Here is a 13984-nt window from a genome sequence, read left to right on the forward strand (position 1 = left end):
TGCTAACCTGATAGGTGTTACATGGCAGGCGCAAAAGAGATTCGCAGTAAGATTGCGAGCATCAAAAGCACGCAAAAGATTACCAGCGCCATGGAAAAAGTGGCGGTCAGCAAAATGCGCAAGGCACAAATGCGCATGGCTGCTAGCCGTCCTTACGCGGAGCGCATCCGCCAGGTTATTGGCCATCTGGCCAACGCCAACCCGGAATATCGCCACCCATTCATGATCGACCGTGAAGTAAAGCGCGTCGGTTACGTTGTGGTGAGCAGTGACCGTGGTCTGTGTGGTGGCTTGAACACCAACCTGTTCAAGGCCCTGGTCAAGGACATGGCGGTAAACCGCGAAAACGGCGTCGAGATTGATCTGTGTGTAGTTGGTAGCAAGGGTGCGGCTTTCTTCCGCAACTTCGGCGGTAACGTCGTTGCAGCTATCAGCCACCTGGGTGAAGAGCCGTCGATCAATGATCTGATCGGCAGCGTCAAGGTGATGCTGGATGCCTACCTGGACGGCCGTATTGACCGCCTGTCCGTGGTGTCCAACAAGTTCATCAACACCATGACGCAATCGCCTACCGTGGAGCAGTTGATTCCACTGGTGGCAACCCCGGATCAAGAACTCAAGCACCACTGGGATTATCTGTACGAACCGGACGCCAAAGAGCTGCTTGACGGCTTGATGGTCCGTTACGTGGAGTCGCAGGTCTACCAGGCGGTGGTCGAGAACAACGCGGCTGAACAAGCTGCGCGGATGATCGCGATGAAGAACGCTACCGACAACGCCGGTGATTTGATCAGCGATTTACAGCTGGTCTACAACAAGGCGCGTCAGGCTGCGATCACCCAAGAGATCTCGGAAATCGTCGGCGGCGCTGCCGCGGTTTAACGGTTCAAATATTCAGAGGATCCAGCTATGAGTAGCGGACGTATCGTTCAAATCATCGGCGCCGTTATCGACGTGGAATTTCCACGCGACAGCGTACCGAGCATCTACAACGCGCTGAAAGTAGTGAGCGCGGCCGAAACCACCCTGGAAGTTCAGCAGCAGCTGGGCGACGGTGTGGTTCGTACCATTGCGATGGGTTCCACCGAGGGCTTGAAGCGCGGTCTGGAAGTCAATGACTCTGGCGCAGCCATCTCCGTACCAGTCGGTAAAGCGACCCTGGGCCGGATCATGGACGTTCTGGGTAACCCGATCGACGAAGCTGGCCCGATCGACACCGAAGAGCGCTGGGGCATTCACCGTCCTGCGCCAACCTTCGCTGAACAAGCGGGCGGCAACGACCTGCTGGAAACCGGTATCAAGGTTATCGACCTGGTTTGCCCGTTCGCCAAGGGTGGTAAAGTCGGTCTGTTCGGTGGTGCCGGTGTAGGCAAAACCGTAAACATGATGGAACTGATCCGTAACATCGCCATCGAGCACAGCGGTTATTCCGTGTTCGCCGGTGTGGGTGAGCGTACTCGTGAGGGTAACGACTTCTACCACGAGATGAAGGATTCCAACGTTCTGGACAAAGTGGCACTGGTTTACGGTCAGATGAACGAGCCGCCGGGTAACCGTCTGCGCGTAGCACTGACCGGCCTGACCATGGCCGAGAAGTTCCGTGACGAAGGTAACGACGTTCTGCTGTTCGTCGACAACATCTATCGTTACACCCTGGCCGGTACTGAAGTATCCGCACTGCTGGGCCGTATGCCTTCTGCAGTAGGTTACCAGCCGACCCTGGCCGAAGAGATGGGTACTCTGCAAGAGCGTATCACTTCGACCAAAAACGGTTCGATCACCTCGATCCAGGCGGTATACGTACCGGCGGATGACTTGACTGACCCGTCGCCAGCGACCACCTTCGCCCACTTGGACGCTACCGTCGTTCTGTCCCGTGACATCGCTTCCCTGGGTATCTACCCAGCGGTCGATCCACTCGACTCGACTTCGCGCCAGCTGGACCCGAACGTAATCGGCCAGGACCACTACGACACCGCTCGCGGCGTACAGTATGTTCTGCAGCGTTACAAAGAACTGAAGGACATCATTGCGATCCTGGGTATGGACGAGCTGTCGGAAGCCGACAAGCAGTTGGTAAACCGTGCTCGTAAGATCCAGCGTTTCTTGTCGCAGCCGTTCTTCGTGGCTGAAGTCTTCACCGGTGCTTCGGGTAAATACGTTTCCCTGAAAGACACCATTGCTGGCTTCAAAGGCATCCTCAACGGTGACTACGACCACCTGCCAGAACAAGCGTTCTACATGGTCGGCGGCATCGAAGAAGCGATCGAGAAAGCCAAGAAACTGTAATCCCGGCGCCCGGCAACGGGCGCTAATTTAGGTTGAGGCAATCAGATGGCTATGACAGTCCATTGCGATATCGTCAGCGCGGAAGGGGAAATCTTTTCCGGCCTGGTCGAGATGGTGGTTGCGCACGGTGCACTGGGTGATCTTGGTATCGCCTTGGGTCACGCGCCGCTGATCACTAATCTCAAGCCGGGTCCTATCCGCTTGATCAAGCAGGGCGGGGAAGAGGAGGTGTATTACATCTCCGGCGGTTTCCTCGAGGTTCAGCCGAACATGGTCAAGGTTCTTGCCGACACCGTGCAACGTGCTGCCGACCTGGACGAAGCCTCCGCTCAGGAAGCCGTTAAGGCTGCCGAGAAGGCCTTGCATGAGCGAGGCGCGGAATTCGATTACGGTTCTGCTGCCGCACGTCTGGCCGAGGCTGCAGCTCAGCTGCGCACCGTCCAGCAGATCCGCAAGAAGTTCGGCCATTAATTCGGCCGTCGACTTATTGTGTGATTGATTAAAAAGGGTAGCCTCGGCTACCCTTTTTTCTTTTCCGACTTTCATCACCCGGTCGCAGCCGCTGACCTCCCAGGATTAGTAGCCTGTCATGTCTCTTGAAATCGTTATCCTCGCTGCCGGCCAAGGCACGCGCATGCGTTCGGCTTTGCCGAAAGTTCTGCACCCGGTTGCCGGTAATTCAATGCTTGGCCATGTTATCCACACGGCGCGGCAACTTGATCCGCAACGTATCCATGTGGTGATCGGCCATGGTGCCGAAGCGGTGCGTGAGCGTCTGGCGGCCGATGACCTGAATTTCGTCCTGCAGGATCAACAGCTGGGTACCGGACATGCGGTGGCCCAGGCTGTGCCGTTCATCAAGTCCGACACCGTGCTGATTCTGTACGGCGACGTACCGTTGATCGAAGTCGAAACCCTGCAACGCTTGCTCAAGCTGGCTGCACCGCAGCAACTGGGCCTGTTGACCGTTGAGCTGGATGACCCGACGGGTTACGGCCGTATCGTCCGCGATGCCGCCGGCAAAGTTACCGCCATCGTCGAGCATAAAGACACCAACGACGTCGAGCGTGCGATCACTGAGGGCAATACCGGCATTCTGGCGCTACCTTTCGAACGTCTGGGCGATTGGGTGAGTCGTCTCTCCAATAACAATTCCCAAGGCGAGTACTACCTGACCGACGTGATCGCCATGGCGGTCAGTGATGGTCTGGTGGTGGCTACCGAACACCCCCATGACACCATGGAAGTGCAGGGCGCCAACGATCGCAAGCAACTGGCTGAGCTTGAGCGTCACTATCAGCTGCGCGCTGCTCGTCGTTTGATGGCTCAGGGCGTGACCCTGCGCGACCCGGCACGTTTCGATGTGCGTGGTGAGGTCACCATCGGCCGCGATGTGCTGATCGACATCAACGTGATCCTCGAAGGCAAAGTGGTCATCGAGGACGATGTAGTGATCGGCCCGAACTGCGTGATCAAAGACAGCACCCTGCGCAAAGGCGTAGTGATCAAGGCCAACAGCCATATCGAAGGCGCGATACTCGGTGAAGGCAGCGATGCCGGCCCGTTTGCTCGTTTGCGTCCCGGCACGGTGCTGGAAGCTCGCGCGCATGTGGGTAACTTCGTAGAACTGAAGAACGCGCATATGGGCGAGGGCGCCAAGGCCGGTCATTTGACGTATTTGGGCGACGCCGAGATCGGTGCGCGTACCAACATCGGCGCAGGCACCATCACCTGTAACTACGATGGCGCGAACAAGTGGAAAACCGTGTTGGGCGAAGATGTATTCATCGGCTCCAACAACTCGTTGGTGGCGCCTGTGGATATCTCAGCGGGTGCGACGACGGCGGCCGGTTCGACCATTACCCAGAATGTGGATAAGGCTCAGCTGGCCGTGGGTCGGGCTCGGCAGAAGAACATCGATGGCTGGAAACGGCCGGAGAAGATCAAGAAGAGCTGAGTTATCCACAGCAAGATCAAAAGATCGCAGCCTTCGGCAGCTCCTACAGGGAATTCGTGTTCATCCTGTAGGAGCTGCCAAAGGCTGCGATCTTTTTTATGGGTTATCCACACATCTTTTTTCTAACGCTGACTTGACGAAGTTTCGCTAATAGGTTTTGATTGCTTACGTTATATTTCGAATCGAAACTTACCAAGCCATGTCGAAGCGCAACACGCCCCAACGCCGCCACAACATCCTCGCCTTGCTCAATGAGCAGGGGGAAGTCAGTGTGGATGAGCTGGCCAAGCGCTTCGAAACCTCGGAAGTTACGATTCGAAAGGACTTGGCGGCGCTTGAAAGCAACGGTTTGTTGCTGCGTCGTTATGGCGGGGCGGTCACGATGCCTCAGGAGCTGGTCGCCGACCTCGGCCAACCGGTTTCCAAATACAAGCAGGCCATTGCCCGCGCCGCCGTCACGCGAATCCGCGAGCATGCGCGAATCATCATCGACAGCGGCAGTACCACCGCCGCGATGATCCCGGAACTCGGTCAGCAACCGGGTCTGGTGGTGATGACTAACTCCCTGTATGTCGCCAACGCTTTGAGCGAACTCGAGCACGAGCCGGTGCTGCTGATGACCGGGGGGACCTGGGATCCGCATTCTGAGTCCTTCCAGGGTCAGGTGGCCGAGCAAGTACTACGCTCATATGACTTTGATCAGCTATTTATCGGTGCCGATGGCATTGATCTGGTACGCGGGACCACCACCTTCAATGAATTGCTGGGCTTGAGCCGTGTCATGGCCGAGGTTGCCCGCGAAGTGATTGTGATGGTCGAAGCCGATAAGATCGGTCGCAAAATTCCCAATCTGGAACTGCCATGGAGCAGCGTCCATACCCTCATCACCGATGATCGCCTGCCACTGGAGGCACGCGATCAGATTCAGGCCCGCGGCATTAATTTGATTTGCGCCGCCGTCAGTCAGGAGAGCTAGCATGTGTGGAATTGTCGGTGCAGTCGCAGAACGTAACATTACTGCCATCTTGCTCGAAGGCCTCAAACGTCTGGAATACCGTGGCTATGACAGCGCCGGTGTGGCGGTGTACACCAACGATGAAAAACTCTTGCGCACGCGTCGTCCGGGCAAGGTCAGCGAACTGGAACAGGCGCTGATCGAAGAGCCTCTGGTCGGCCGTCTGGGCATTGCCCATACCCGCTGGGCGACCCACGGCGCGCCTTGCGAACGCAATGCTCACCCGCATTTTTCGGGCGATCTGGCGGTGGTGCACAACGGCATCATCGAGAACCATGAAGCCCTGCGCGAGCAACTCAAGGCTCTGGGTCACGTGTTCACGTCGGACACTGACACTGAAGTCATCGCGCATTTGCTGAACGAAAAACTCAATGATCAGCCCGACCTGGCTGCGGCCCTGAAAGCGACCGTCAAAGAACTGCACGGTGCTTATGGCTTGGCGGTGATCAGTGCCCGGCAACCGGATCGCCTGGTGGCGGCCCGCAGTGGCAGCCCACTGGTGATCGGTTTGGGCCTGGGTGAAAACTTCCTGGCCTCCGATCAATTGGCACTGCGCCAGGTCACTGACCGCTTCATGTACCTGGAAGAAGGCGATATCGCCGAAATTCGCCGCGACAGCGTGCAGATCTGGGACATCAACGGCGCACTCGTCGAGCGTGAAAGCGTTCAGTACCGTGACGGGGCCGAAGCGGCTGACAAGGGCGAATTCCGCCATTACATGCTCAAGGAAATTCACGAGCAACCGGCCGTGGTGCAGCGCACCCTTGAAGGTCGCCTGAGTCAGAACCAGGTGCTGGTCGAGGCGTTCGGTCCCCAAGCTGCCGAGCTGTTCGCCAAGGTGCGCAATGTACAGATCGTCGCCTGCGGCACCAGCTATCACGCCGGCATGGTTGCCCGTTACTGGCTCGAAGAACTGGCTGGCATCCCGTGTCAGGTCGAAGTCGCCAGTGAATTCCGTTATCGCAAGGTAGTGGTGCAGCCGGACACCCTGTTCGTGAGCATCTCCCAGTCAGGTGAAACCGCCGACACTTTGGCCGCGCTGCGCAATGCCAAGGAGCTGGGATTCCTCGCCAGCCTGGCAATCTGCAACGTCGGCATCAGCTCTCTGGTGCGTGAATCGGACCTGACGCTGCTGACCCAGGCCGGTCGCGAAATCGGCGTAGCCTCGACCAAAGCCTTCACCACTCAACTGGTTGGCCTGCTGTTGCTGACTCTGTCTCTGGGTCAGGTTCGCGGTACGTTGGCTGAAGGTGTCGAAGCCACACTGGTTGAAGAACTGCGTCGCCTGCCGACCCGTTTGGGCGAAGCCCTGGCCATGGACAGCACCGTGGAGAAAATCGCCGAGCTGTTCGCCGAGAAGAACCACACGCTGTTCCTCGGTCGCGGCGCGCAATTCCCGGTGGCGATGGAAGGGGCCCTCAAGCTCAAGGAAATCTCTTACATCCACGCGGAAGCCTACCCGGCGGGCGAACTGAAACATGGCCCGTTGGCGCTTGTGGATAACGACATGCCGGTGGTCACCGTGGCGCCGAACAACGAGTTGCTGGAGAAGCTGAAGTCCAACCTCCAGGAAGTCCGCGCCCGTGGCGGTGAACTGATCGTCTTCGCCGACGAGCAGGCCGGCATGACCAATGGCGAAGGCACTCATGTCGTCCAGATGCCGCACATCCACGACATCCTGTCGCCGATTCTCTACACCATTCCGCTGCAGCTGCTCTCGTACTACGTTGCCGTGTTGAAAGGCACTGACGTTGACCAGCCGCGTAACTTGGCGAAGTCGGTGACTGTGGAATAAGTTATCCACAAGCAATGAAATGAAAAGACCGCAGCTTTGGCTGCGGTCTTTTTTTTTGAAAAAGGCCAGCTATTTCAAGTCCACCAATACCGCACAAGATGAAAGAAGATCGGTGCCGCAAAACACACTGAATCCAGTCGATCCAGCATCCCGCCGTGGCCTTCGATCATGTGCCCCCAATCCTTCACGCCGCGATCACGCTTGATTGCCGACATCACGATGCCGCCGGCAAACCCCAGCAGGTTGATCAGCAGCGCAATCAGGAACGACTGCCACGGGCTGAACGGTGTGGTCCACCACAAGGCTGCACCAATCAGCGAGGACAGCAAAACGCCGCCGACAAAACCTTCAACGGTTTTCGACGGTGACAGACTGGGCGCGATTTTGTGTTTGCCGAACAACTTGCCGCATACGTACTGCAGCACGTCCGACAGCTGCACCACGATCACCAGATACGCGATCAGCAGCAGGTTGCGGCCTTCATAACCGACGATGTCCAGGGTCAGCAGGGCGGGCACGAACGACACGCAGAACACCGCGATCATCAAGCCCCATTGCACTTTCGACGCCCGCTCGAGGAAGTGCGTGCTGTCGCCGCCGAGAGACGCAAGGATCGGCAGCAGCAAAAACACGTACACCGGAATAAAGATCGAGAACAGTCCGTACCAATCGGAATAGATCAGCAGATATTGCAGCGGCAATGCCAGGTAAAACGCTGCCACCAGCGCCGGGTAGTCGCTGCGTCGGGTGGGCATGAGGGTGAGGAATTCGCGTAGCGCATAGAACGATACCGCGTAAAACAACAGAATCACCGCGCCGGTGCCTAGCCAAAAGGCGACGCCGATCACCACCACCATCACCCACCAGGCATTGATGCGGGCGTTGAGGTTTTCGATGACTGCATTGGGCGTGCCCCGGGTGCGCAGTTTGAGGATCAGGCCAATCAGTGAGGCCAGCACCAGGATCATGCCGATCCCGCCGAACAGCATCAGGGTTTGTCTATCCATGTCAGGAATGCTCCGGGGCGAGGGCCAGCAGTGCGTCGCGGCTGCGTGAAAGGAACTGCTCTTTGCTCTCGTCTTCAGTCAGTTGCAGGGGCGCGCCGAAACTGGTGGTACACAGCAGCGGCAGTGGCAGCACTCGGCCCTTGGGCATGACCCGGTTGAGGTTGGCGATCCACACCGGAATCACCTGGGCCTGTGGGTAACTTTTTGCCAAGTGGTACAGGCCGCTTTTGAACGGCAGCAGACCCTCTTCCAGATTGCGCGTGCCTTCGGGAAAGATGATTAACGAATCACCCTTCTGGAGGGCGTCGAGCATGGGCTGCAACGGGTTATCCACAGGGTCCTTGCGCTCGCGGTCGATCAGCACGCCGTTGAACACCCGGCTGATGATGTAACGGCGTAAGGCGCTCTTGTTCCAGTAGTCGCTGCCGGCCACCGGTCGCGTAAGTTTGCGCAGGGTGGAAGGGAGCGAGGTCCAGAGCAGCACGAAGTCGCCGTGGCTGCTGTGATTGGCAAAATAGATGCGCTGCACGGGTTCCGGCGCGCAACCCATCCACAGGCTGCGGGCGCCAGTAACGGTTCGGGCCATGGAGGTGATGAGGGTGGCGACCACAGGTTCGAACATTAACGATTTCCTTATCCAGCGAAGGGCAGCCAAGGGCTGGCCAGAATGACAGCCAATGGTGGCAGCACTTGGGCGACCAGCAGGACAGCCTGTTTGCGCAGCAGTTTAAGCCCCCCGCGCTGACGTTCGGCCCAAGGCCGGCCGGCACGGTTGGCCGGTTGCAGGCCGAGGTTTTGCAGGGCTTGATCGAGGGCTTGAGTGCGGTCTGACAAAGCGTCAGCGTCGCGGGCCATCAGGGTAAACAGGTCAGCGTCGAAGGCCACCCGCAGCGCCCAGTATTTTTGCCATAGCCCGAGGATGATCAGCCAAGCGCTGAGGATCAAGAACGGCGCAGTCGGGGTGATCAGCAGCAGTTGCAGCAGGCCGAACAACACACCCAGCAAGGTCAACCCTGTGGATAACTGATCGAGGGTGCGGCCCCGGCGCAGCAGGCTGGCGACCACGTGCAGTTCCATATCAACCGGCATAGGCGCTCTCCAGGGCTTGACGATGGGGCGGATGCAGCACCACTTGCGGGCGCGCGGCCTGGATCATCGCCACGGCGGCATCGACGGTGGCCGCTCGACCGCTGTGCAGCAACCAGGCCGCGATAGCGGTGGCGCTGCGTGAATAGCCCAAAGCGCAGCAGACCAGCAATGGGCCTTGCTGGCGCAGATGTTCAATGGCCTGGGCGGCGGCGAGGCATTGCTCAGCGCTGGGCGTGGTCAGGTCGAGTATCGGAACGTTTTGATAGGCGCGGCCTCTCGGGTTGAGCGGCAGCTCAGCGCATAGATCAACCACCGCTTTGAACGGCGCCAACTGCTCAGCGTCGGGAAGCCTGCCGAGCCAAACGTTATCCACAACCTCATTGGGCTGCGGATGCTTGCGGGTCCAAAGCCGTGAGTTGATCCACGCCGCTGCCACGTAAGGTGCAAATAACCAACGGGCGGCCGGGCTAAGGCGGCCGTCGGCACGTTTCTGAAAACCGGCGGCGTCCAGCAGCGTGTAGTTGAGCGCCACCAACAGCAACGCCACGGCGGGCCAGATCAGCCACAGCCATCCGCCGCCCAGGCCAAAGGCTGGAATGGCGAATATCGCCGCACCGATGCCATAACGCAGGGCCAGGCGCCAGCGTTTCGGATCCTTGGCCAACCGCAGGCTACTCAAGGGGCTGGGCCGATCCAGCGGCCACAACCACACGCACAGCCAGCCGGCGAGGGCGCCTGTGGGTAAGTCGATAAAGTGATGTTGATAAGTGGTCAGCACCGAAATCCCGATCAATGCGAACCAGCCGTGCACCAGCCAGCGCCACAGGCCTTGCGTGTGCCGTTGGTACATCACCCACAAAATCACCAGCAGGGCGATGTGCAGCGACGGTGCCTGATTGAACGGCTTGTCGAACCCGGCCAGCACCGCGAACAGCCAGCCGAACACTCCCTCCAGTTCAGGCCGTTCGAAGGTGAAGCGCAGCGGCCATAACAGGAAACAACTGACTGAGATCATTTGAGCACTCAGCAGGCGCAAGGCGTGGCGCTTGAGTTCATGGCGACTGTCGGGCAGCAGCAGCGAAAAACCGTACAGCAGATCAATCGTCCAGTAGGGGACGATGGTCCAGGCCCAGAAGGGCATGGCGGTTTCCCAATCGAAAACGAAGGTGTCGACATCGCTGCGCTGGGCCGTGACCCACGTGGCAAAGCCATAGCTGGCGAAAAACAGCGGCGCCAGCACCAGCAACCAGAGCACGGCGGGTTTCAGCAAACCCGGCTCTCTCGGGGCAGCCACCATCATTGCACCCGTTGCGCGAGGGACACGGTGAAGATCCCCCATTCATCCACTCGCTGGGTGATTTTACGAAAACCCGCTGCTTCCACCAGTTGATCCATTTCCGCCTGGCTGCGCCGACGCATCACCCAAGCCTGGCCTTGACGGTGACTGGTGAGCGCGCGGGCGATCAGTTCCAGCTGCGGGTGCCAGGGCTGACCGGTGTAGACCAGATAGCCACCGGGCTCCACGGCCTCGGCCAGGCCCGCCAGAGAGCCGCCGACCAGTGCATTGTCGGCAAACAGTTCATACAAACCGGACACCACCGCCAGTGTCGGCTTTGGGTCCAGTGCCGCCAGGTCGGCGCGGTCGAACGCGTCGCCTTTCACGAACTGCGCGATGTCTCCAAGGCCTTTATCGCGAATCAGCGCACCACCGTCACGTACATTGATGTCGCTGTAATCGCGCAACAGTATCGATTCCGGTAGCGGGCTGACGCCTTGCAAGGCTTCGAGAATATAGCGGCCGTGACCGGCGGCGATGTCGACGATGCGCACCGGTCGGCCTTCTTCGCGCAGCTTGGCCATGGTCAGGCGCAGCAACTCTTCGACATTGAGTTTGCGCTGGCGAATGCCGCGCCAGCCGATGGAATTCAGGTAGTTCTGATCAATCATCCGCCCGAGCCCGCCCTTGCCGGTGGGCTGGTTGCGGTACACGTAGTCCAGGGTGCTGCCGGAGTCGAAACCGGTGTCGAAGCCCAGCTTCACCCCGTCAGACAGCCGGCTGCCCAAGCGCATGCTGGCGCGGGTCATGCGCCAGTACAGGTCGCGCAACGAGTTGTGCGGCAGCGGGGCGGCGAGGGATTCGGATTCAGCGCAGGTCAGGCCGATCTTGTCGGCATCGAGCAACGAGGCCCGGTCCAGCGGGTATTCAAAGTTTTGCAGGATAAAGCGTTTGGCGCTGGCTACGGCCATGGCGCGATCACGTTCCCCAAGCGTGTCGTGGAAGAAGCCCGGGAGGATGTGTTTTTCCTTTTTCAGGCTGCCCAGGCGTTCGAAAAACTGTTCCTGGGGTTTGCGGTGGACCACAAAATCCGAGCCGGAAATCAGCAGCTGGGTCGGCACTTGAATCGCCTGCGCATCGGCCACCACACGGTCGGCGGCTTCATACAAGCCGAGCAGCACATTCACCGAAATCGCCTTGGTGATCAGCGGATCGCTGTCGTAGGAGGCGACGCGTTCCGGGTCGTGGCTGAGGAACTTGGCCTTGACGTAGCTGTTGACGAAAAAGTTGCCACGAAACTTGCGCATCAGCGCCAGGCCCGGACGGGCGAAAGGTACGTAGAGCTTGACCTTGAATGCGGGCGACGCGAGCACCAGCGAGCGGATGCGCGGTGCATAGTCGTGGACCCAGCTCGAGGCAATCACCGCGCCGACGCTCTGGGCGATCACGGCCATGTTCTCTTCGTCGATCTGGTGAGTCGCGTTCAGGTGATCGCAAAACGTCTGCACGTCACGCACGCTGGTGGCGAAACTCGGGCTGTCACCGCGAGCGCCCGGCGACTGACCATGGCCGCGCGCGTCCCAGGCAAAGAAGTCGAACGCTGGCAGGTCCAGTTCATCCACCAGGTGGGCGATGCGCCCCGAGTGTTCATGGCCGCGATGAAACAGCAGCACAGCCTTGCGCGGTTCACCCGGATTACCCGCCGTGGCCGGCCAATGACGGTAGAACAGTTCAACGCCGTCGTGGGTAGTGAAGGTCTGATTCTGAGTTTCACGCATTGCACTTTCCTTATGCTTGGGGAGCCTTACGCTGAGGCCTTATGCCGAGGGGGCGTTTTCCTGCACTTCTTTCAGGCCCAGACGGACCCGGTTGACCAAGGTGTAAGCCAGCAGGACGGCGACCACCGCAAACACAACGTTAATCCACAACGCGCTGATCCAGCCGATGGCAATGCCGGTGGCCAAGACGCCCAGTACAAACGCGCGATCGCTCTTGCCCATCGGGCCGTCATAACGCCGCGATGCGCCGACCATCGGCCCGAGGACGCCACTGTACTCGCTGAACAATGCCAGCAGCGTGACCAACAGCACAATCAACACACTCACGTCGGGAATCAGGGCAAAAGGCAGGATCAGCGCGCTGTCGGCAACGATATCGCACAGTTCATTAAGGTAGGCGCCGAGGCGCGACTGCTGGCCGAATTCCCGGGCCAGCATGCCATCGATAGCGTTCAGCGCCATCCGCAGGATCATCCACACGGGAATCAGCAGAAATACCCACAGGTGATTGGCGAAACAGGCAATCCCGACGCCCGTCACGACCGAAATGACGCCGGCCAGCACGGTGATTTGATTGGCGGTGGTGCCGTTATCGAACAGTCGCTGAACCAGCGGTCGCAACAGATTCTGGAAGGCGGGTTTAAGTTGGTAGATGGAGGGCATCTGGATACGGTCTCAGCAATTGAAAGCGTGAACGTTCAGGGTTATACGTCACAATAATCAGAATGCCAGTAAAACTGCACGGCTCATCCTCTTCCAGCGATATCCAGGTCCAATCGGGAACTGTCGGCCTCGCGTTTTTCAGTGCTCAGGAGTTAATCCATGGACCGCTTCCAGGAAATGCAGGTCTTCGCCACCGTCGCCCAGGAGCAAGGCTTCTCGGCGGCGGCGCGGCGTTTGGGGATGTCGGCAGCCAGTGTCACTCGGGCAGTGGCGGCGCTTGAGAGGCGCATTGGCACGCTGTTGCTGACACGTACCACCCGCAGCGTGCATTTGAGCGAGGCGGGTCAGCGCTATCTGGAGGACTGTCGGAGAATTCTCACCGAGGTGCAGGAAGCCGAGGATTCAGCAGCCGGGAGCCACGCCCAACCCCGTGGGCAACTGACGATCACGGCGCCGGTATTGTTCGGTGATTTGTTCGTTACGCCGGTCATGGTCGGATACTTGACTCAATTCCCTGAAGTCAGCATCAACGCTCTACTGGTCGATCGGGTGGTGAGCATGGTCGAGGAGGGTATCGATGTGGCTGTGCGCATCGGTGAGTTGCCGGACAGCAATCAGCATGCAATTCGTGTGGGCGAAGTGCGGCGGGTGATCTGCGCTTCCCCTGGATTCCTGACCGACCATGGTCGGCCTCGCCATCCTGCAGATTTGAGCGCAGCCCCGATCATCGCTACCTCGTCTATCGGTCAGCACAGAAGCTGGCCGTTCCTTGACGGGGGAGAGCCGATCAGCGTTCGTCCGGAACCGCGTCTGGTGGTCACCGCCAATCAGGCGGCTATTACTGCTGCCGCCATGGGACTGGGACTGACCCGAGTGCTGTCGTATCAAGTGGCGAGCAAGGTCGCCGCCGGTGAGCTGGAAATCGTTCTGGCTGACTTCGAACTGCCGCCATTGCCCATTCATGTGGTCTACCAGGGTGGGCGCAAGGCCCCGGTGCGGGTCCGTAGTTTTGTGGACTTCGCGGTGAAGGTACTGCGCGAACACCCAGCCCTGCACGACTGAGGGTTATTGCACTGGGTGAAATAATGGATTGCGTTTGCTGGTTATTCTGTTGT

At 59.1% G+C, this 13984-nt stretch carries 13 protein-coding genes; 7 read left to right on the forward strand and 6 right to left on the reverse strand.

The window, feature by feature from the left end:
• Positions 1-21: 21 nt before the first annotated feature.
• From atpG to glmS, 6 genes are all read left to right on the forward strand, one after another.
• A complete protein-coding gene (atpG, locus tag JFU11_RS15015) occupies positions 22-882 on the forward strand; it encodes a F0F1 ATP synthase subunit gamma (protein ID WP_007903034.1) in 861 nt (286 codons plus the stop codon).
• A 27-nt stretch (positions 883-909) separates the two neighbouring features.
• A complete protein-coding gene (atpD, locus tag JFU11_RS15020) occupies positions 910-2289 on the forward strand; it encodes a F0F1 ATP synthase subunit beta (protein WP_008007883.1) in 1380 nt (459 codons plus the stop codon).
• A gap of 45 nt (positions 2290-2334) precedes the next feature.
• Complete coding sequence (locus tag JFU11_RS15025; protein WP_010465460.1) at positions 2335-2760, forward strand: F0F1 ATP synthase subunit epsilon; 426 nt, start codon at positions 2335-2337, stop codon at positions 2758-2760.
• A gap of 118 nt (positions 2761-2878) precedes the next feature.
• Positions 2879-4246, forward strand: a complete 1368-nt coding sequence (gene glmU / locus JFU11_RS15030) for a bifunctional UDP-N-acetylglucosamine diphosphorylase/glucosamine-1-phosphate N-acetyltransferase GlmU (RefSeq protein ID WP_123720102.1) — start codon at positions 2879-2881, stop codon at positions 4244-4246.
• Between the two features lie 199 nt (positions 4247-4445).
• On the forward strand, positions 4446-5222 hold the full coding sequence (locus tag JFU11_RS15035; RefSeq protein WP_123720103.1) for a DeoR family transcriptional regulator: 777 nt from the start codon (positions 4446-4448) through the stop codon (positions 5220-5222).
• 1 nt (position 5223) lies between these two features.
• On the forward strand, positions 5224-7056 hold the full coding sequence (glmS, locus tag JFU11_RS15040) for a glutamine--fructose-6-phosphate transaminase (isomerizing) (RefSeq protein ID WP_123720104.1): 1833 nt from the start codon (positions 5224-5226) through the stop codon (positions 7054-7056).
• Positions 7057-7130: 74 nt separating this feature from the next.
• Here the strand turns inward: glmS and JFU11_RS15045 are convergent, their stop codons facing one another.
• Genes JFU11_RS15045 through JFU11_RS15070 form a run of 6 tightly spaced genes read right to left on the reverse strand, consistent with a single transcriptional unit; the run spans position 7131 to position 12869 of the window.
• Positions 7131-8063, reverse strand: a complete 933-nt coding sequence (locus JFU11_RS15045; protein ID WP_201061092.1) for a phosphatidate cytidylyltransferase — start codon at positions 8061-8063, stop codon at positions 7131-7133.
• Position 8064: 1 nt separating this feature from the next.
• A complete protein-coding gene (locus JFU11_RS15050) occupies positions 8065-8685 on the reverse strand; it encodes a lysophospholipid acyltransferase family protein (protein WP_201061093.1) in 621 nt (206 codons plus the stop codon).
• 11 nt (positions 8686-8696) lie between these two features.
• Positions 8697-9152: a hypothetical protein gene (locus JFU11_RS15055; protein WP_123720107.1), complete on the reverse strand. Its 456-nt coding sequence runs from the start codon at positions 9150-9152 to the stop codon at positions 8697-8699.
• A complete protein-coding gene (locus JFU11_RS15060) occupies positions 9142-10452 on the reverse strand; it encodes a phosphatase PAP2/dual specificity phosphatase family protein (RefSeq protein ID WP_201121320.1) in 1311 nt (436 codons plus the stop codon). The genes JFU11_RS15055 and JFU11_RS15060 overlap by 11 nt, the downstream gene beginning before the upstream one ends.
• Positions 10449-12206, reverse strand: a complete 1758-nt coding sequence (locus tag JFU11_RS15065; RefSeq protein ID WP_201061096.1) for a bifunctional alpha/beta hydrolase/class I SAM-dependent methyltransferase — start codon at positions 12204-12206, stop codon at positions 10449-10451. Before JFU11_RS15065 ends, JFU11_RS15060 begins: the two co-directional genes overlap by 4 nt.
• A 39-nt stretch (positions 12207-12245) precedes the next feature.
• A complete protein-coding gene (locus JFU11_RS15070) occupies positions 12246-12869 on the reverse strand; it encodes a CDP-alcohol phosphatidyltransferase family protein (RefSeq protein WP_123720110.1) in 624 nt (207 codons plus the stop codon).
• A 159-nt stretch (positions 12870-13028) separates the two neighbouring features.
• Here JFU11_RS15070 and JFU11_RS15075 point away from each other — a divergent pair, with 159 nt between their 5' ends.
• Positions 13029-13931: a LysR family transcriptional regulator gene (locus tag JFU11_RS15075; protein WP_201061098.1), complete on the forward strand. Its 903-nt coding sequence runs from the start codon at positions 13029-13031 to the stop codon at positions 13929-13931.
• The last annotated feature ends 53 nt before the right edge of the window (positions 13932-13984 follow it).

This window comes from Pseudomonas sp. TH37 (assembly GCF_016650735.1).
In the GTDB taxonomy this organism is placed as follows: domain Bacteria; phylum Pseudomonadota; class Gammaproteobacteria; order Pseudomonadales; family Pseudomonadaceae; genus Aquipseudomonas; species Aquipseudomonas farris.

Bases quoted from the DNA above. Each gene is read 5' to 3' on its own strand.
- atpG (WP_007903034.1), top strand. From the start codon at position 22: ATGGCAGGCGCAAAAGAGATTCGCAGTAAGATTGCGAGCATCAAAAGC.
- atpD (WP_008007883.1), top strand. From the start codon at position 910: ATGAGTAGCGGACGTATCGTTCAAATCATCGGCGCCGTTATCGACGTG.
- JFU11_RS15025 (WP_010465460.1), top strand. From the start codon at position 2,335: ATGGCTATGACAGTCCATTGCGATATCGTCAGCGCGGAAGGGGAAATC.
- glmU (WP_123720102.1), top strand. From the start codon at position 2,879: ATGTCTCTTGAAATCGTTATCCTCGCTGCCGGCCAAGGCACGCGCATG.
- JFU11_RS15035 (WP_123720103.1), top strand. From the start codon at position 4,446: ATGTCGAAGCGCAACACGCCCCAACGCCGCCACAACATCCTCGCCTTG.
- glmS (WP_123720104.1), top strand. From the start codon at position 5,224: ATGTGTGGAATTGTCGGTGCAGTCGCAGAACGTAACATTACTGCCATC.
- JFU11_RS15045 (WP_201061092.1), bottom strand. From the start codon at position 8,063: ATGGATAGACAAACCCTGATGCTGTTCGGCGGGATCGGCATGATCCTG.
- JFU11_RS15050 (WP_201061093.1), bottom strand. From the start codon at position 8,685: ATGTTCGAACCTGTGGTCGCCACCCTCATCACCTCCATGGCCCGAACC.
- JFU11_RS15055 (WP_123720107.1), bottom strand. From the start codon at position 9,152: ATGCCGGTTGATATGGAACTGCACGTGGTCGCCAGCCTGCTGCGCCGG.
- JFU11_RS15060 (WP_201121320.1), bottom strand. From the start codon at position 10,452: ATGATGGTGGCTGCCCCGAGAGAGCCGGGTTTGCTGAAACCCGCCGTG.
- JFU11_RS15065 (WP_201061096.1), bottom strand. From the start codon at position 12,206: ATGCGTGAAACTCAGAATCAGACCTTCACTACCCACGACGGCGTTGAA.
- JFU11_RS15070 (WP_123720110.1), bottom strand. From the start codon at position 12,869: ATGCCCTCCATCTACCAACTTAAACCCGCCTTCCAGAATCTGTTGCGA.
- JFU11_RS15075 (WP_201061098.1), top strand. From the start codon at position 13,029: ATGGACCGCTTCCAGGAAATGCAGGTCTTCGCCACCGTCGCCCAGGAG.